The 18,648-nt window shown below is 36.0% G+C and carries 20 protein-coding genes and 1 riboswitch; of the genes, 11 read left to right on the forward strand and 9 right to left on the reverse strand.

Features of this window, described 5'->3' with window-relative positions; genetic code table 11:
- Positions 1–322: 322 nt before the first annotated feature.
- Both INR75_RS06005 and INR75_RS06010 read left to right on the forward strand, forming a co-directional pair.
- The gene (locus INR75_RS06005; protein WP_223091173.1) at positions 323–670 is read left to right on the forward strand and encodes a hypothetical protein; all 348 of its coding nucleotides are present in this window, start codon (positions 323–325) and stop codon (positions 668–670) included.
- A gap of 335 nt (positions 671–1,005) precedes the next feature.
- The gene (locus tag INR75_RS06010; protein WP_223091174.1) at positions 1,006–2,355 is read left to right on the forward strand and encodes a sigma-54 dependent transcriptional regulator; all 1,350 of its coding nucleotides are present in this window, start codon (positions 1,006–1,008) and stop codon (positions 2,353–2,355) included.
- Here INR75_RS06010 and INR75_RS06015 read toward each other — a convergent pair.
- A complete protein-coding gene (locus INR75_RS06015; protein WP_223091175.1) occupies positions 2,345–4,792 on the reverse strand; it encodes an ATP-binding protein in 2,448 nt (815 codons plus the stop codon). The genes INR75_RS06010 and INR75_RS06015 overlap by 11 nt on opposite strands.
- An 86-nt stretch (positions 4,793–4,878) precedes the next feature.
- A riboswitch (TPP riboswitch) is annotated at positions 4,879–4,967 on the forward strand.
- 112 nt (positions 4,968–5,079) lie between these two features.
- Between INR75_RS06015 and INR75_RS06020 the strand changes: the two genes are divergently transcribed.
- Positions 5,080–7,479 carry a TonB-dependent receptor domain-containing protein gene (locus INR75_RS06020; RefSeq protein ID WP_223091176.1) on the forward strand — a complete coding sequence of 800 codons (2,400 nt, stop codon included), beginning with the start codon at positions 5,080–5,082 and terminating at the stop codon, positions 7,477–7,479.
- Between the two features lie 271 nt (positions 7,480–7,750).
- Here the strand turns inward: INR75_RS06020 and INR75_RS06025 are convergent, their stop codons facing one another.
- Positions 7,751–8,188, reverse strand: coding sequence for a hypothetical protein (locus tag INR75_RS06025; RefSeq protein ID WP_223091177.1), 438 nt, complete (start codon positions 8,186–8,188; stop codon positions 7,751–7,753).
- Positions 8,189–8,481: 293 nt separating this feature from the next.
- Between INR75_RS06025 and greA the strand changes: the two genes are divergently transcribed.
- The 3 genes from greA to INR75_RS06040 all read left to right on the forward strand — a co-directional run bounded on the left by greA (position 8,482) and on the right by INR75_RS06040 (position 9,864).
- Complete coding sequence (gene greA, locus INR75_RS06030) at positions 8,482–8,958, forward strand: transcription elongation factor GreA (RefSeq protein ID WP_084841214.1); 477 nt, start codon at positions 8,482–8,484, stop codon at positions 8,956–8,958.
- A 109-nt stretch (positions 8,959–9,067) separates the two neighbouring features.
- Entirely contained in the window at positions 9,068–9,457 is a 390-nt protein-coding gene (locus tag INR75_RS06035; RefSeq protein ID WP_223091178.1) for an HIT family protein, read from the forward strand.
- Between the two features lie 2 nt (positions 9,458–9,459).
- On the forward strand, positions 9,460–9,864 hold the full coding sequence (locus INR75_RS06040; protein WP_223091179.1) for a thioesterase family protein: 405 nt from the start codon (positions 9,460–9,462) through the stop codon (positions 9,862–9,864).
- Here the strand turns inward: INR75_RS06040 and INR75_RS06045 are convergent.
- On the reverse strand, positions 9,861–11,012 hold the full coding sequence (locus tag INR75_RS06045) for a HAMP domain-containing sensor histidine kinase (RefSeq protein ID WP_223091180.1): 1,152 nt from the start codon (positions 11,010–11,012) through the stop codon (positions 9,861–9,863). The genes INR75_RS06040 and INR75_RS06045 overlap by 4 nt on opposite strands.
- Positions 11,013–11,129: 117 nt before the next feature.
- On the opposite strand from INR75_RS06045, the gene INR75_RS06050 reads away from it, so the two are divergent.
- The 4 genes from INR75_RS06050 (at position 11,130) to INR75_RS06065 (ending at position 13,600) form a co-directional block, all read left to right on the forward strand.
- Complete coding sequence (locus tag INR75_RS06050; RefSeq protein ID WP_223091181.1) at positions 11,130–12,005, forward strand: flavin reductase family protein; 876 nt, start codon at positions 11,130–11,132, stop codon at positions 12,003–12,005.
- A gap of 6 nt (positions 12,006–12,011) precedes the next feature.
- Positions 12,012–12,386 carry a DUF3127 domain-containing protein gene (locus INR75_RS06055; protein WP_092540102.1) on the forward strand — a complete coding sequence of 125 codons (375 nt, stop codon included), beginning with the start codon at positions 12,012–12,014 and terminating at the stop codon, positions 12,384–12,386.
- Positions 12,387–12,483: 97 nt separating this feature from the next.
- Complete coding sequence (aat, locus tag INR75_RS06060; RefSeq protein ID WP_223091182.1) at positions 12,484–13,122, forward strand: leucyl/phenylalanyl-tRNA--protein transferase; 639 nt, start codon at positions 12,484–12,486, stop codon at positions 13,120–13,122.
- Between the two features lie 43 nt (positions 13,123–13,165).
- Positions 13,166–13,600: a hypothetical protein gene (locus tag INR75_RS06065; protein WP_223091183.1), complete on the forward strand. Its 435-nt coding sequence runs from the start codon at positions 13,166–13,168 to the stop codon at positions 13,598–13,600.
- Between the two features lie 4 nt (positions 13,601–13,604).
- Here the strand turns inward: INR75_RS06065 and INR75_RS06070 are convergent, their stop codons facing one another.
- Together INR75_RS06070 and INR75_RS06075 are read right to left on the reverse strand one after the other, a co-directional pair.
- Positions 13,605–14,183, reverse strand: coding sequence for a DNA-3-methyladenine glycosylase I (locus INR75_RS06070; protein ID WP_223091184.1), 579 nt, complete (start codon positions 14,181–14,183; stop codon positions 13,605–13,607).
- A 3-nt stretch (positions 14,184–14,186) separates the two neighbouring features.
- Positions 14,187–14,900, reverse strand: a complete 714-nt coding sequence (locus tag INR75_RS06075; protein WP_223091185.1) for a hypothetical protein — start codon at positions 14,898–14,900, stop codon at positions 14,187–14,189.
- Between the two features lie 237 nt (positions 14,901–15,137).
- Here INR75_RS06075 and INR75_RS06080 point away from each other — a divergent pair, with 237 nt between their 5' ends.
- Positions 15,138–15,689, forward strand: coding sequence for a DUF3575 domain-containing protein (locus tag INR75_RS06080; RefSeq protein WP_223091186.1), 552 nt, complete (start codon positions 15,138–15,140; stop codon positions 15,687–15,689).
- Here INR75_RS06080 and truB read toward each other — a convergent pair.
- The 4 genes from truB to INR75_RS06100 form a co-directional block, all read right to left on the reverse strand.
- Positions 15,686–16,405, reverse strand: coding sequence for a tRNA pseudouridine(55) synthase TruB (gene truB, locus INR75_RS06085; protein ID WP_223091187.1), 720 nt, complete (start codon positions 16,403–16,405; stop codon positions 15,686–15,688). The genes INR75_RS06080 and truB overlap by 4 nt on opposite strands.
- A 115-nt stretch (positions 16,406–16,520) precedes the next feature.
- Positions 16,521–17,315, reverse strand: coding sequence for an undecaprenyl-diphosphate phosphatase (locus tag INR75_RS06090; RefSeq protein WP_092540109.1), 795 nt, complete (start codon positions 17,313–17,315; stop codon positions 16,521–16,523).
- A gap of 3 nt (positions 17,316–17,318) precedes the next feature.
- The gene (locus INR75_RS06095) at positions 17,319–17,573 is read right to left on the reverse strand and encodes a DUF3098 domain-containing protein (protein ID WP_084841226.1); all 255 of its coding nucleotides are present in this window, start codon (positions 17,571–17,573) and stop codon (positions 17,319–17,321) included.
- Between the two features lie 17 nt (positions 17,574–17,590).
- A complete protein-coding gene (locus INR75_RS06100) occupies positions 17,591–18,469 on the reverse strand; it encodes an ABC transporter permease (RefSeq protein WP_223091188.1) in 879 nt (292 codons plus the stop codon).
- Positions 18,470–18,648: the final 179 nt, after the last annotated feature.

Genomic DNA, 18,648 nt, shown 5'->3' on the forward strand with positions numbered 1-18,648 from the left:
ATAAAAGTGGTTTCGCTTTGAGATTCGTTGTTATTCGTGTTAATTTTTAAAACCATTATTTTGAAGTGTTATAAAATGAAAAAGCTATTTAGGCTTTCACACATTTCAAAATTGCTTGCTGCGCATCATTTCTACATAATGATTTCTTAAAACCTCATAATTTCTACAAAACTTTCAAATTTCAGATTTTTCATATTCATCTTAACATTTTGAATTTTAGTTACTTATGTGTTTTCTTCGTCATTAGGTACAGTTTTTCCTCTAACAATATCAACCATAAGAAACTAAGAAACCAACATTTTAAAATAAAAAACTAACTATTATGAAAAAATCAGTTTTCTCGGTAATGGCAATCGCAGGATTGTTTTTTGCCACTCAGACCATGCAGGCACAGGAAGAACCAGTTGAAGAAACTAAAGAAGAAGTAGAAGTTGAAGTAGCACCAGAAATGGTAGGCTTCGAAATGATCGATATTTTAGCTTTACCACAGCCCGTTAAAGATGCAACGATGACAGAGTTTAATGCAGTAGCATCTGAAGCTTGGGTTAAACTTGAAAATGAGAAGAAAATTTACAAACTAAACGTAGCCGTAGATGGTGAGGTAAAAACTGTTTATGCTACAGCAGATGGAGAATGGCTAAAGGAAGATGAAGTAATTGATGCCAACTAGTATTAGCGTATTGAAATAGCATTAATAATGATGTTAAAGTGATGCCGAGTTACGAAGATTCCAACTTTGCGGCGACGGATTCGAATCGGTTAGTGTGTATTTTTAGGGCAATCTTAATACTACTAACTAACACAAATAGGAAAGTCTGTAAGAATACAAATTAAATTTGGCGATTTTTTCTAACCGATTCCCCGTTTAAAATGGGAGTAAACTTTTAGGTTATATTCTAATTTAGATTAAAAGGAGGTCTTTCATGGCCTCTTTTTTTATATTTTCTTTTTACGTAATTGGGTATATGTTTCCTAAATTTGTGAACTCTCTATTAAAATTAGATTATGCCAAAGATTCTCATAGTAGAAGACGATGTTCCCTTCGGTACCATGCTTAAAACATTTTTGTCTAAAAGAGGTTACGAAGCAGAACTTTGTTTCTCGGGTAATGATGCATTAAAATTAATTTCTAAATCTGAATTCAATCTTGTTCTTACCGATGTAAGACTTCCAGATAATGATGGCTTAGATATTTTAAAAGAGGTAAAATCTAATAATCCTTCTACCCAGGTTATCGTAATGACAAGTTATGCTGAAATTAGTATGGCAGTTCAGGCAATGAAGGATGGTGCTTTTGATTATGTGAGTAAACCTTTTAGGCCAGAGTCGATTTTGCAAACTATAGAGAATGCTTTAGATACTGAAGTTGTAGAACAAAAGATTCCAAAAAAGCGAACAACTAAGACTAAGGAAGAGAAGGTAGATAATAGCGCGCAGTATATAAAAGGAGTTAGTGATGCCTCCAGAAAACTCAATGATTACATCGAACTTGTGGCGCCAACAAACATGTCGGTTTTGATCACCGGTGAAAGTGGTACAGGTAAAGAAAATGTAGCAAAGAGCATTCACCGTCAAAGTAAACGTAAAGATGCTCCATTTATCGCGGTAGATTGTGGTGCAATTCCAAAAGAAATTGCTTCCAGTGAATTTTTTGGGCATATAAAAGGTTCTTTTACGGGGGCAATTAATGATAAAACTGGGCATTTTAAAGCGGCCAATGGCGGTACTTTATTTCTAGATGAAATAGGAAATTTAAGCTACGAACTGCAGGTACAACTATTAAGAGCATTGCAGGAACGCAGAATTAAACCTGTTGGAAGTAATAAAGAAATTGAGGTTGATATTCGTGTGGTAACCGCTACAAACGAAGATCTTTCTCAAGCTGTAAAAGATGGAGAGTTTAGAGAAGATCTTTATCACCGTTTAAATGAATTTTCTGTAAAAGTACCTTCATTAAAAGACCGAAAAGAAGATCTTATGCTTTTTGCAGATCACTTTTTAGAAGAAGCCAATACCGAATTAGAGAAAGAAGTGGTTGGCTTTACCGATGATGCGGTTGAAGCTTTTAAAAACTACTCCTGGCCAGGGAATTTACGCGAGTTAAAGAATATGGTGAAACGTGCCGTGTTACTTACTCAGGATAAATTGATCCCTATGAAAGTCTTGCCACACGAAATTGCAACTGCAGAAAAAAGCGAAGAGGATTACGGACTTTTCAAAAATAAGAATGAAGAGAAGTTGATCCTGGAAGCTTTAGAAAAAACGGGTGGGAATAAAAGTAAAGCGGCAAGAATGCTATCTATAGATCGTAAAACGCTTTATAATAAATTAAAACAGTACGATATCAAACTGTAACCTCAGATTCCAATTCTTGTAATATCCTTTGTAATTGCTGGATCAATTGATCAATTTCAATATCAGATACTTCGGCTTTCTTTTCTAAGCGTTCTAAAACCGGGATCACAGGGGTGATTTTCATTTGTTTTAGCATCGGTAACATTTTGTGAGCTATCTGGCCAATAGCTTCATAATTACCTTCGTTTTTGTGGAATTTTATCTTCTCGATATTTTCTTCTGAACTTTCTAAGAATGCTTTGATGATAATAAACATCGCTTCTTTGTCTTCGCCAGAAAACATATAAATGTCCTCAAGATTATAAAATTCATTTTGCTGAGGTACAAAATCGTCTTTAAAAACAAGCGCTTTTTCTTTAGTTTTTGGCTCGATATTAAAAACCTCGCTTATTTTTAATAAAAGATCCTTCGGTTTAAAAGGTTTGGTGAGTTTCGCGGTAAAACCGGTAAGCGTATACACTTCATCCTTCATATCGGTACGTCCCGATAAGGCAATAACCGGAGTTTTATAAAGGTTCTCATCTTTTTTGATCGAATTCATTAGCTGAAAACCATCCATTATCGGCATTTGGATATCGGTAAGAATTAGATCATATCGATTTTCGTACAAAAGTTCCATTGCTTTTTTACCATTTTTAGCAGTATCGAATTCCAGGTTATGGCTTTTTAGAAATTCTAAGGTAAGTGCTAATTGCGCCGGTTCATCATCGACAACCAAAACTTTTTTATTTCCAAAGTCGATATTCGATGTTTTTTGAGTCAGTTTTTTTTCTTCCTCTGCAAGTGGTTTCTTCTTAATTTTAGATTGCTGTACCGGGATGATGATGGTAAATTCACTTCCTTCACCTTGTTCGCTTTGCAGGCTAATTTCACCTTTCAGTAAAGAAGTAAGGCTCCTGGTAATCGTAAGTCCAAGCCCGGTACCGCCGTATTTTTTCTCGATCCCACTATTTTCCTGGCTAAATTCTTCAAAAATGATCTCTTGCTTTTCTTTAGAAATACCTATCCCGGTATCTTTTACCTTGATGATTAATTCTTGAGATTCTTTTATTTTTTGCTGAATTTCAGCAGTGACGATAATTTTCCCTTTTTCAGTAAACTTAAAAGCATTGGTTACCAGATTGGCGATAATTTGCTTTATTCTGAAGGGATCACTTAAATATTGCGCATCGGCTTCTTCAGAAATATCAATAATCACCTCCAAATCCTTGTTTAAACTAGCAGGGACATTATTTTGTACGGTATCTGTAATTAGTTTTTTAGGATTGAAAGGTAAATTTTCAACCGACATTTTTCCGGCTTCAAGTTTCGATAAATCCAGAAGATCATTTACCAAGTGAAGAATAAAATCTGAAGATTTATTAATTTGGCTTAGGTAGTGACGCTGCTTATTGCCAAGTTGAGTTTTGTTCATCAATTCAGAATAGCCAATCACCGTATTTAAGGGAGATCTAAGATCGTGAGTGATCGCCGCCATAAGTTGTTCCCTTCTTTTTAGTAAGGTTTCGGCAAAATTTTTGGCTTCTTCTAATTCGATTCGGTATTGCTGGCTGCGCCCAACATCTCGAATAATAAGCATTAAAAATAACAGGATCACGATTACGCAAACAATCCCCGAAACCATGATTATTGATACGGTATCTTCTAAAGTTTGTTGTGCTTTTTCAGTCCTTTCTAAAGAAGCCTCCCTCTCATCCTGTTCAATATTGGCTAAGATTTTTCGTAGTTGCTGGTTAAGCACCATATCGTTATCAAGCAGATCATTTTCTTTTTCAATGATCGTATTTCTAAACCTAAGATTGGCTTTTTGAAAATCGTTTAAAACCTTTTTTACAGAATTCACCAACGAATCTGCCGTTTGGTTGGTTAAGGATTGTGCATTATCCGCGCGGGCATATTCAAGCCATTTTACAAGCACTCTTTTCTGGTAAGGCTCTAAGTCATTAAAGCGATCGTCGTAACCCTGATTAGATTCAAAGCTTTCGTTTACACGATTAAGCTCCTCCATCACCTGTTTATAATAATTGGTGTTTCGTTCCTGCTCGCGAAGATCTACTAAGGCTTCGAGGTTTTCGGTTTTAAGATCTAGTAATTTATAGATGCTATCCAGCTCGGTATGCAGTTTGTTTTCTCCATAAGCTTCATCTAATTCAACCAAATTCATCTTAATCGAATCCAGTTGCGCCTGGTATAAAACAATATCTTCTTTAGTGCCGGTTTGGATTAGGCGACGGCTAACATTTTCAGTTTCATAAAGATCGCTTGTAATTTCACTTACCAAAAATAGTTGGGCGTTGTTGCTACTATTGCTCTGCGCCATATTGCTAAAAATTACTACCCGATTATAAATAAACCAAACGGCAACAACAACCAAAGCAGCGGTAAGTAGATAACCGGCAACAACTTTTAGGGTGATGGATCTTTTTGTGTTTTGCATAGCTTTTTCGCGATTCTCAAAAATAAGCCATTTAAATCAATTGCAATAATTGTGCATAATCAAAAAAAGCTTTCTACATTTGCAGCAAATCTCATAAGGGGTGCCCTTCGGGCTGAGATTATACCCAATGAACCTGGGCAGGTAATGCTGCCAAGGGATAAAGTGCAAAGCGCACTACAGCACTCCTGGATATGCTCCAAATTTGAAATTGGAGAAATTCAGGATTTATTTTTTTAACCAAATTTTTAATGGAATAATGGCCCCTTTTATTCGTAAACATTTTACGAATGAAAAACATATTATTCAGTTTTTTAACCATGCTCTGTGGATTTGTAGCGATGGCGCAGCAATACCAACTAACAGGGAAAGTTACGAGAGAAGGTGAAGCTTTAAGTGGCGTTTCAGTCTACACAACAACTAAAAAATCTGGTACGATCACCGATAATTCTGGTAATTACAAATTAACTTTAGAGGAAGGTGTACACACGATTCAGTTTGTATACGGAAACCGAAAATCTTTTGACATCGATCTTACGTCAGATATGGTTTTGGATGTAGATCTTAGCGGTTTAGAAGAAGCTTTAAGTGAAGTCTTTTTACAATCTATACGTGTAGATGCAGATTCGCCAATTACCTACAGTAATTTAACCAATGAAGAAATCGAGGAAAGAAATCTTGGACAGGATATCCCGGTTTTGATGAATTACCTGCCTTCTGTAGTAACTACCACAGATGCCGGAAATGGGATTGGTTATACCGGGATTAGGGTTCGTGGTAGTGATGCCACTAGAACCAATGTAACTATTAATGGTGTGCCGTATAACGATGCTGAAAGTCAGGGGACTTTTTGGGTAAACCTGGGCGATTTTGCTTCATCTACAGAGAATATCCAGTTACAGCGTGGTGTAGGAACTTCTACTAACGGTGCAGGAGCTTTTGGAGCAAGTATTAATATTTTAACCGATAGATACAATCAAGAAGCTTCAGCTGAAGTAGCTAATAGCTACGGTTCTTACAATACGCATAAACATACTGCAAAATTCAGTACAGGTTTATTTAATGATCACTGGGAATTTTCTGGAAGAGCTTCTCTAATTAAAAGTGATGGCTATATCGACAGGGCCGAATCTGAGCTTAAATCATATTTCCTTCAGGGAAGTTATGTAGATGGCGGAACTTTGGTAAAGGCACTAATGTTTGGCGGAAAAGAAAGAACTTACCAGGCCTGGTATGGGATCGATGCTTCAACTTTAGAAAGTGATAGAACGTATAATCCGGCAGGAGAATATACCGATGAGGACGGGAATGTGAGGTACTATGACAACCAAACCGATAATTACCAGCAGGATCATTACCAGTTACTGTGGAATCAAACCTTCAATAAAAACTGGTCGTCTAATTTCGCATTGCATTATACCTACGGGAGAGGTTATTACGAGGAGTACGAGGAAGATGCAAGTCTTAATGCATTTGGATTACCAAATTTTATGGCAAATGGGGCTGAAGTTACCACATCAGATCTTGTAAATACCAGCTGGTTAGATAATCATTTCTACGGAACCACTTTTAGTTTAAATTATCAAAACACTACGGTAGATGCCATTTTTGGTGGTGGTTGGAACCGTTATGATGGCGATCATTTTGGAGAAGTTATCTATACAAGATTTGCCAGAAACAATGATCCATACAAGCCGTTTTATGAAAATAATGCGGTAAAAACAGATTTTAATATTTATACAAAAGCCACCGTTTCTATCACAGATAAGTTTGCTGTTTATGGAGACTTGCAGTTAAGAACCATTAATTACGAAGGTAACGGCCCAACGCAAGAAGTTACTAATTTTCCTATCGATGCAAATTTCGATTTCTTTAATCCAAAGGGAGGTTTTACTTATCAATTCAATGAGCAAAATCAGTTATATGGATCTGTAGCCGTGGCGCATCGTGAGCCTTCACGATCTGATTATGAAGATGCTTTTGAAAATGATGAGGTTTCTCCAACTGAAGAACAACTGGTAGATTACGAACTGGGATGGCGTTTTAATGCTGGGAAAACCCAGGTGAATACCAATCTTTACTTTATGAATTATAAAGATCAATTAGTACTTACCGGAGAAATTGACGAAGAAGGTGCAGCTATTCGAAAAAACAGTGGCGAAAGTTACCGATTAGGTTTAGAGATCGATGCAAATATCTGGGTGAATAAATGGTTGAGTTTACGTCCAAATATTGCAGTAAGCCGAAATAGAAATAGAGATTTTGTAGCGGTTTTTGATGGTGCTCAGCAAAACTTTGGAGATACCGAGATTTCATTTTCTCCGAATATCGTGGCCGGAAACATGATACGAGTTTCCCCGGTTAAAAATCTTCACTTAAACTTTTTGAGTAAATATGTTGGCGAGCAATATATGAGTAATCTAGAGTTAGAGGGATCTAAACTGGATTCTTATTTCGTGAACGATCTTAATCTCCAATATGTTTGGGAAAATGCACCTTTATTTAAAGAGGTGGTTTTTACAGGTTTGGTAAACAATATTTTTGGTGAAGAGTATGTATCTAATGGTTATTTCTATACCTACGATATAGAAAATCCAGATATGCCAAACGGCGTAGAAACTTTAGGCGGAGCAGGATATTATCCACAAGCAACGACAAACTTTTTAGCCGGAGTTACACTAAGATTTTAAATTTGTTTGCTTTATTTTAGTTATGAATGCCTGAAATTTGAAAAAATCTTCAGGCATTTTTTATTGGTTCCGCCAAAGGCTATAATGCCCTGAGGTAGTTTTCTGTTTGAATTTTACCATTATTGGTTTGATAGCTTCTAAAATTTGGTTTGTAATTTATCTAATTTTGTTAGTGAATTTGCGTACCGTTTAAACTTGAGTTTTTGAGAATCCTTATCTCAATTTTTTCAATAAGGCATCAGATGCTACTCCGGGTAATTTTAGAAAATAACTAGTTAGAAATGGTAAGAAACCTGCCGTTAGCCTCTACTCGATAAGCTTTCATGGCATATTCGCCATCGCCTTCTACTTGTTCGCCGGTCACAATATTGTAAACATTTTCTTCGCAACTACAGGTAGCTTCAATGCCGTTCATTGTCATTCCTGGGCAATCTTCATCTGGTACATGATTAGGATCACTTAATTCGTAAGCCAGGTAAAGGTCGTTATTTACATTGTAAATCACTACGCCGCCAATTCCTGCAAGATCATCGTAGATCGCAATTTGATTTCCGGGGAAATTAAGTTGATTGTATTGTGGAAAATCCAAATTTATCTGAAATCTAAAATTTACATCGACTAAATTTGGGTTGTTATTACGGCCATCGTCACTACTGGAACAGCCTGTAATTAAAATGCTTAATAGGCTGAAAAATAAAAAACGCTTCATTCAATTTCTTTTTTTATCGCAAATGTAAATTTCTTATATTTGTTAGTATCAATCCCATTATAGGTGGGATTTTTTTTATTAATAAACAGTAATCTAATGATCATGCAGCTTTTAAATACGAAGTTCGCAGTCAAGCCGCGGGACTTTATACATCTCCTTTAGTTGAATATCTTTTTATTCACTAAGCCTTTTTAAAAAGGCCATTAGATTAAGACAATCATTAAAAACATATTATTTTTTGGAAACAGGCCTCTCAATAAAGGCCCTTTACCAATTATAAAAACGACGAAGTTATGAGTAAAGTATCTTACTACACTGCAGAAGGACTGAAAAAATTAAGGGATGAATTAAATCAACTTAAAGATGTAGAGCGTCCAAGAGCCTCTGAAGCTATTGCTGAAGCTAGGGATAAAGGGGATTTGAGTGAGAATGCAGAATATGACGCAGCAAAAGAAGCGCAGGGACTTTTAGAAATGAAAATTGCAAAATTAGAAGAAGTCGTTGCTAATGCACGTGTGATTGATGAGTCCCAATTAGATACTTCTAAAGTACTAATCCATTCTCATGTAAAGATCAAAAATCAAAGTAATGGGGCAGAAGTTAAATATAAGCTTGTAGCCCAAAGCGAAGCCGATCTTAAAACCGGTAAAATCTCTGTAGATTCTCCTATTGGTAAAGGTTTATTAGGCAAAAAGGTTGGTGAAGTTGCAGATATTGCTGTACCAAGCGGCGTGATGAAATTTGAGGTTTTAGAGATATGGCGTGAATAAGTGCCGGTAAACTTTTAATTAAGATATATCAAAGTCCTTTTCTTAATCTTTTAACGGAGATTCAGGAAAAGGATTTTTAATTTTATAATACTAATCAAAACAATCAATTATGGCCAGTTTATTTACGAAAATAGTTAAGGGAGAGATTCCTGCCTATAAAATTGCAGAGGATAGCCAGTTTCTGGCTTTTTTAGATATTCGCCCAAATTGTAAAGGACATACGCTTTGTATTCCGAAGAGGGAAGTAGATTATATTTTTGATATGGAAGAACAAATGTATATGGAGCTTATGCGTTTTTCCAGAAAAGTAGCACTGGCATTAGAGAAAACAGTGCCTTGTAAGCGTGTTGGCGTTGCTGTCGTTGGTCTTGAAGTGCCACATACGCATGTACATTTAATTCCGCTTAACGATATGAGTGATATGGATTTTGCGAATCATTACGAAATGAGTGACGATGATTTTAAAGAATTGGCAGAATCTATACACGTAAACTTATAAGTTTGGAAGATTTTAAGCTTGAATTAAAATTAAGGATAGACTGGAGCGATCTTGATATGTACCGCCATGTTAATAATCTTAGTTTTATGCGTTTTATGCAATCTGGCAGAGTGAATCTATGGGAAGCCACCGGGTTGCATAAAATGTATGCTGAAGAAGATAAAGGAGCAATGCTGGTTTCTACACATTGCGATTTTAAAAAAGCTTTGCATTACCCTGGTAGCGCAATTGTTAAAACCAGAATTGCTGAAATTGGGAACAAAAGTTTTAAGATCGAACATCATATTTTTGACGAAGAAAATCAGCTTTGTGCAGTTGGAAAAGATGTTTCGGTTTTTTACGATTTCAGTGAAAATAAAACACTTCCAATTCCTGAAGATCTTAGGGGAGTATTAGATCGATATTAGGCTTTTTTCAGCATAATTTCAAAAGTAGAGCCTTCGCCAATTTCACTTTTCGCAACTCTAATTCGGCCATTATGGTATTCTTCCACAATTCGCTTTGCTAAAGATAAACCAAGTCCCCAACCACGTTTTTTGGTAGTTTGTCCGGGTTCAAAAATAATTTTGAATCGGCTTTTGTCAATACCTTTCCCGGTATCGTGAACATAAACAAAAACCTGTTTCTCATTTTGTTTAATTTCGATAGTGATTTTTCCCTTACCTCGCATGGCGTCGATGCCGTTCTTTACCAGGTTTTCTATCGTCCAGCTAAAAAGTTGGGTATTTAGATTAACAATGATTTTCTCTCTTGGTACCTGAAGCTGAAACTCGATAAGTTTAGAACTTCTGGATTGTAAATACTGGTAGCTTTGTCTTGTTGCTTCAACAAGATCTGTTTCTTCTAAAAGTGGAGCAGATCCTATTTTGGAGAAACGCTCGGTTATCGTTTGTAAACGCTCTATGTCTTTTTCCATTTCGGTAACATAGGTTTCGTTTACTTTCTCCTGCTTTAAGATCTCTGTCCAGCCAATTAAAGAACTTAATGGAGTACCTATCTGGTGGGCTGTTTCTTTCGCCATCCCTGCCCAAAGTTTATTTTGCTCGCTATTTTTGGTCGTAGTATAAAAGAAATAAATGACACCAATAATTAAGAAACCAATAGTTACCAACCCAAGCGGATAATATTTTAAACTGTTTAAAACAGGAGAATTGCCATAGTAAACTTTGTGCGTTCTAAACCTGTCTAAATGCATTATGATAGGCTCATTTTCTGCTCTTAGATTGTTAAGGTAATTTTCGGCTTTTTCTTGTGTATCTATTTTATCGGGGTCGATAAAATGCGAGGACACGATATTTCCTTCTTCGTCGGTTTGTAAAGTAGGAATGCTGGTGTTACTATTTAAAACATTTAGTATAAGCGGACTCAAATTCTGGTTGCTATCAGCGCGATCTAACTCTAAAAGCGCTTCAGCCCAAATGCTCATCTTCGTACGTTCCTCGTCTTTTAGCCGGTTAAAAAATATGGTGGTATTCCATAAAACTAAAATAATAACGGCTAATCCAGCAAATATGATAAACCAACGGTTAAACTTTCGTTCGTCACTAAAATTCATAAAGAGTTCCCCTCCATTTTAAAAGCGGTTAAATATAAGCGTTTTAATGTGAATATTATTGTGTAGGCATGCTTTATATTCCTTAACCTAATTGTTACCTTTGTGAAAAATCGATGCATGTTTAGTATAGATTCTAAGGAATCGCCTTCTGGCGCTCTTTACAGGTATTTAAGCGGGGCAGTTGGGCCAAGGCCTATCGCTTTTGCGAGCACTTTAGATGCTGAAGGAAGACCAAACCTGGCACCATTCAGTTTTTTTAACGTTTTTAGTGCTAATCCGCCAATTTTGGTGTTTTCGCCAGTAAGAAGAGGAAAGGATGGAAGCCTTAAACATACATTCTTAAACCTTAAAGTGGTTGAAGAGTGCGTGATCAACATTGTAGATTACAATATGGTGCAGCAAATGTCTTTAAGTAGTACAGATTATGCTGAAGGTGTAAACGAGTTCGAAAAATCTGGGCTCACAATGCAAAAATCAGATCTGGTAAGGCCATTTAGGTTGGCAGAATCTCCGGTTCAGTTTGAATGTAAGGTCAAAGAGATCATCGAGCTTGGTCAGGAAGGTGGTGCAGGAAATCTCGTAGTGTGTGAAGTTTTAAAAACTCATATAAAAGAAGAGATACTGGATGAAGATGGCTATATCGACCAAATAAAGATCGATCAGGTTGCAAGAATGGGTGGAAACTGGTACACCAGGGCTAAAGACGGCATGTTTGAAGTGCCAAAACCTATCGCTAATTTAGGAATTGGTGTAGATGCAATTCCGCAGGAAATTAGAGAAAGTAGTATCTTAACAGGAAATGATCTTGGTAAGTTGGGTAATATAGAAGAATTACCAACATTAGAAGAAGCGAAATTATATGTTTCTGAAGATGATTTGTTAACCGAAATCATTGCAGCGAAAGAAACAGAAGCAATTCATAAACAGGCGCAGTTATTGCTGGATAAAGGGAAAGTGATAGAAGCGTGGAAATTATTACTAGCAAATTATTAAACGAAGATGGAAGTACAAGGAAAGATTAAATTAATTGGAGATACCAAAACTTTTGGTAATAACGGATTTAGAAAGAGAGAATTAGTTGTAACTACAGAGGAGCAATATCCACAACATTTAATGATCGAGTTTGTTCAGGATAAAACAGATCTATTAAATAGTTATCAGGTTGGGCAGCCGGTAAAAGTTGGCATTAATCTTCGTGGTAGAGAATGGGTGAGTCCACAGGGAGAAACCAAATACTTTAACTCTATTCAGGGTTGGAGAATCGAAAACTTACAGCCATCACAGCCAGGAGGCCAAAATGTACCGCCACCGGCAGATCAATTTGAACCAGCACAAGATTTTAAAGATGAAGATTACGACGATCTTCCTTTCTAGAAATTGAGACATATTTTTACGAAAAGCTTAGTACGCGATTAACGTGCTAAGCTTTTTTCTTTTTGTACATTTCTGAATAGAAAAAATTACCTCAGTTTTGCAGATTCTCAAACCTTTTGAACCCTTTCCCGATATCGCATACACTTCAGAAGAAGGTTTACTGGCTGTTGGCGGCTCTCTAACACAAAGCCGGTTAATGGAAGCGTACTCTAAAGGAATTTTTCCCTGGTATGACGAATCCCAACCGATTTTATGGTGGTGCCCAGATCCAAGAATGGTATTATTTCCGCAGAAATTAAAAGTTTCGAAAAGCATGAAACAATTGCTTAAGAAAGAAGCTTTTAAAGTGACTTATAACGAAGCTTTTGAAACCGTTATAGAAAATTGCGCTGCAATAAAACGAAAAGGTCAACTAGGAACCTGGATCACACCAGAGATGAAACAGGCTTACACGGGTTTGCATAAAAAAGGAATCGCACAGTCTGTAGAGGTGTGGCAGGATGGTAAGATCGTTGGTGGATTGTATGGTATTTACTTAAAAAATAAGAAGGTTTTTTGTGGCGAAAGTATGTTTGCGAGAGTAAGTAACGCTTCTAAATATGGTTTTATAAGCTTGGTGAGGAAACTTCAAAAGAACGGAGTAGAACTAATAGACTGCCAGGTTCATACAGATCATTTAGAAAGTTTGGGAGCTGAAGAAATTTCCAGAAATGAGTTTTTAAAATTTCTGAAGTAGCTAAGGATTTTTTATTAAATTTCCTTCATCAATCAAAAATCAGATGAAAAAAATATTCCTTTTATTCGGTTTGGCTATTTTAAGCGCATGTTCTTCAAACATCGATGATGACGAACCAGAAGTATTAACACCTGCTGAAATTTCTGTTGAAGTAGACTACTTTAATTATGAAATCGATACTGAAGCGATGACTACTTTAATGGAATACCGAATGACTTTCTATAACGAGTCAGATTTTGATGTAGAGGGTTATCCACAGATTTATATTGGGCAGGAAGGTGTGGAAGATTTTAGTGTGACCACTCAGCGTTATAACGGTGAAAATCCCTGTGATTATTTAAGTGCTAATAGTAGTTGTACGCAAGAATTTTCAGAACTAAGAACTTACGATGAAGGAGATCTGCAAGCCGGGTCTGGTGAGATTCCGGTGTTAACGCTAGTAGATATTCAGTATAGAATTTTAGAGGAACATCGTTAGGCGACTAAGAAAGCTTTTTTACTTCCTCGTATCGAAAGCAAGAAACTTCATGATCGTTAACCATTCCGGTGGCCTGCATATGCGCATAAACAACCGTAGAACCAACAAATTTGAATCCGCGTTTTTTGAGGTCTTTGCTTAACTTATCACTAACTTCAGTAGTAGCAGGAGCATTTTTATAGTTCTCAACCTTATTTTGTATAGGTTTGTGATCTACAAAACTCCAAATGTATTTATCGAAACTGCCAAATTCCTCCTGAATTTTCATAAAAAGCTGTGCGTTGGTAACGGCACTCCTTACTTTTAATTTGTTCCTGATGATGCCCGGATTCAGCAATAATTCCTGAATTTTTTCTTCGGAATATTTAGCTACTTTTTTATAATCGAAATTATCAAAGGCTTCCCTAAAGTTTTCTCGTTTGCGTAAGATTGTGATCCAGCTTAAACCTGCCTGAAAGGTCTCCAGGATTAGAAATTCAAATAACTTTTGCTCATCATGTACCGGTACACCCCATTCTTCATCATGATAAGCCTCATATAAAGGATCTCCCAGACACCAGCCACATCTATGTTTTTCGGTCATTTTTTAAGGTTTGAATTGATAGGTAATCGTTCCTGGTTGATTATCTCTTCCCGATAACTCGCTAAAGATAGCTTCAGAAGCATAAATTAAAGCATTTTCCACCAAACATTTATTATCTGTAGAAGAACTTGCTTCATTAAACGAAGTAGCAGTTACGCGACCATTTTCATTCACCTTAATATTGATCACAATCTTTCCAGGAACACTACAGGTATAAATAGGATTAGGAATATCTACTGCCGTTCTTCCCCTAAGATTAAAAGAAATAGAACTGTTTCTTAAATTTCCAGATTGTGTAGAGGTTTTGCTGCTTGTATTATTTCCATCAGATCTTTTTTGTGTTGTTTTACCAGATCTTCCAACTGCATAATTGCCAGAGGAAGAGGTCTCGCTGTTTTCTGAAGTTTCGGTTTGTGAAGCCGAATTCTTTTGGAAAATGTCATTTAGTTGTTTATCGAAATTCGCTTCTCTAGCCTCATTATTTTGATCAAAAGCCCGGTGTGTTTGCGTTTTTGAGTTGGTAGGTTCAGGTTCTTCTTCAGGTTGTGGCTCTTCCTGTTCTTGTTTTAAAGATTCAGTAAAAGAATCAAGATCTACCAAAAACTCCTGGTTTTTTTTTGCACTACTACCCAAATGCCAGTTGTATAGCACTAAGATCAAGATTAGAAAAACCAAAATGGTTAATATTAAAGCTTTATATTTTTCTATAAACTGCATGCAATAAAAACGTAGATCGCTATTCTCTATTTTGAAGGGAAGTTAGCATTTTTTAGAATTTATATTCCCATGAGTTAGTTAAGACTTTTTTGGCTTATTAAAACTTACATTTTGAGTAAAGTGAGTTGATAATAGAATAAATTGCTATATTTTAAGTAATGTTAGTAAATAAATCATAGGTTAGTTGTTTATTTTGATATATTCGTAGATATATCTTAAAATCACATCAATCAAATAATGAAAAAAATCTTACTATTACTAAGTTTTCTTAGTGTATCATCGATCATTAGTGCGCAGGAAGATCAGGAATTCGACGACACTAAGCAGGAATTAAAGCTAAATTTGGCCATGTCTGTTGCCGGAGTTCCAGAAATTACTTACGAATACTTTTTAGAGGATAATAGCAGTGTTGGAGCTTCCCTGGCTATAGCTTTGGATAGCGAAGAGGATATGGCTTTACGTTTTATTTTTAGTCCTTATTATCGATTGTTTTTCGGGAAAAAGAAAAATGCAGGCTTTTTTATTGAAGCCAATACCGCGGTTGCTACCTACCATGATTATTATGTTAACTATGATTTTTATTACGAAGATGATATGATCATTGAAGAACATTCTATTTACGATGAAAAAACGACCAATTTTGGTTTGGGTGCCGCTGTTGGTTTTAAGCTTTTAACTCGTAATAATTATATCGGTGAGATCTATGCCGGTGCTGGTAGATTATTTGGGGATCAAAAAGCTGCTGAAGTTTATCCACGTGTTGGGATCACGATTGGAAAGCGCTTCTAAGAACCAGAAACCGGGCCTGGCAATTGCTTCTCAAAATCATCAAGATTTAAACTATTTTCGATATTAAAATCGCCAATTTTAGTTCTTCTTAATGCTGAAAGATGCGCGCCACTCTCAAGTTTTTTACCAAAATCGTGAGCAAGGCTTCTTATGTACGTTCCTTTACTGCAAACTACCCTGAAGTTAATATTCGGGAAATCTGAAGCATCGGCTTCAAATTCTTCAATGCTAATCTTTCTTGGTGTGATCTCAACTTTTTCGCCTTTTCGTGCATATTCATAAAGTCGTTTTCCGTCTTTTTTTAATGCTGAAAAAACCGGTGGATATTGTTCAATATCGCCAATAAAGCTTTTGGTTGTTTCTATTATGTTTTCTTCTGAAATATGCTTTGTTGGGAAAGTTTCGTCGATTTCGGTTTCCAGATCGTAAGAAGGTGTTGTAGCTCCTAGTTGAAAAGTGCCGGTATATTCTTTAATTTGCCCTTGTAGCTCTGGAATTCTTTTAGTGAACTTCCCGGTGCAGATAATTAAAAGTCCGGTTGCTAATGGATCTAAGGTGCCGGCATGGCCAACTTTTATTTTTTTAATATTACAGCTTTTACGAATCATCCATCGTACTTTATTCACCAGTTGAAAAGACGTCCAGTTTAATGGCTTATCAAAAAGTAAGATTTGGCCGGTTTTAAATTCTTCCGCAGTGATAATAGGATGATCCATAATTACAAAATCTGTTTAAGGCTTCAAACTTAAATACAAATTTAGGATCGTAGGCAATAATTTCAGTTTTTGTTGAATTTTCTACTTAGATCTTCAGCAATAAATTCAGAATGAGTTATGCAAAATAACCAAAGCCAATTGCGATGATTCCTACGATAAAACAGTAAATTGAAAAATAAGAAAGTTTACTCTTTTTAACCAAAGAGATCATCCAGGTGCAGGCCACAAGTCCGGATAAAAATGCGGCAACAAAACCTATAATAAGATGCGAACCACCAACAGATTCTTCAGTGATATTCCCATCCATTAAATCTTTAGCGATTTTACCGAAAATCAATGGCACCACCATTAAAAATGAAAAACGCGCAGCTTTTGTTTTATCATTCCCTAAAAGAACAGAAGTCGAAATGGTAGAACCACTACGTGAAATTCCCGGTAACATGGCGATCGCCTGTGAAACACCAATCACAAAAGCATTCATAAAACTTACCGGTTTACCCGTGTCTTTTGCTTTATCTGCAAGCCAAAGTAAGAGTGCGGTGATTACTAGCATAAAGCCAACAAAAACAACACTTCCGCCAAAAAGTTCTTCTAAATAATCTTCAAAGAAAACACCAATAAGTGCAGCAGGAATCATAGAGATAATGATCTTCGCTGAAAACTGCGTTTCCTCGTTCCATTTAAACTGAAAAAGTCCTTTAAAAATATCGAATATGTCTTTTCTAAAAACAACGATCGTACTTAAAGCCGTTGCAAAATGAAGAACAACCGTAAACATCATAGACTCTTCAGGCAAACTGCTGTCGCCTAAAATAGCTTTTCCTAATTCTAAATGTCCACTGGAAGAAACGGGTAAAAATTCAGTTAATCCCTGAATAATTCCCAGGATAATGGCGTCTAAAGTATCCAAATTCTATTTTTTGTTTGGGTTTACTAAAATGGCGAATACCTGAATCCCAAAACCAATTAAAACGATGGTTGGGGCAAGGCGAATGCGCTGAAAGTTATAAACAGCTTCGTTAAACTCGTTAGGATCTTCGCTACCGCCGCCTGCCATCAAAATAAATCCTAAAGCGATTACCGCCAGACCAATAAACATGAATTTGTAATTCTTTTTACCAAATACAAAATTTTTGTCTTGTTCTTGGGGTTTAGTGTTATTGCTCATGTTCTATGATTTTTGCTTTAATAATAAAGCTCGTCTGTTTTTAAATTCAAGAATCTGGTGGTTGCAAAAAAGGTGCTTAACCAGGTGATTACGATTCCGGTTAAAAAAACACCACCAAATAAGGCTAATATAAGTTTTTTATCGGCTAGCAGGTTTAATTCAGCAAAACTATTGTTTAGGTAATAGATTACTGCAGCCATTCCTATAAGGGCTACAATGGCGCCGATAATTCCAAGTTTTACGCTGTTCCAGATAAACGGACGGCGAATAAATCCTTTGGTAGCACCAACCATTTGCATGGTTTTTATGGTAAAACGCTTCGAGTAAACCGATAATCTTATAGAGCTATTAATAAGTAAAACTGCGATAAAAGTGAATAAAGCGCTAACAATTAATACCCAGAAACTTATCTTTTTAAGATTGTTATTCAGCAAAGAAATTAATGGCTTATCGTAAGCTACTTCGTCTACAGCACTATTTTCTGAAAGTTTTGCAGCAATTTCTTCTACTTTTTCAGAAGAAACAAAGTCGGCATTCATATATACATCGATCGAATTCTGAAGCGGATTGTAATCCAAAAACTCCATAAAATCTTCGCCAATCGCTTCCTTGGTTTGTTCGGCAGCTTCTTCTTTCGATACAAAAGTTACCGATCGTGTGTACGAAGCGGTATCTAAACTTTTAGTAAGATTCTGCATGGCCTCATCTTTAGCATCATCGTTAAAATACACCGTAAGGGCGATTTGCTCTTTAAAATGATCTGCTACTTTTTTGGTGTTTAAAACCAACAATCCCAGCATTCCCAATAGAAAAAGTACCAATGCGATACTTAGCACTACAGAGAAATAGGATGAAATTAAACGTCGCTTTTGATATCTTTCAAAAGATGTGCTCATAAACAGCTACCAATTTTTTGTAAAAATAATAAAGTAAACGGTTTCAAGACTTTCTTAACGTCCAAACTTTATTAATTATTCTGATAAGCGTAAATTTGGAAGAATAAGATTCATTTTGTGTGAAAATGCTATTAAATTTTTGAGTTCAAATTCGAATTTTAGAAAAAGAAAATTGAAAC

Source organism: Zunongwangia sp. SCSIO 43204 (assembly GCF_019904275.1).
Lineage (GTDB): Bacteria > Bacteroidota > Bacteroidia > Flavobacteriales > Flavobacteriaceae > Zunongwangia > Zunongwangia mangrovi.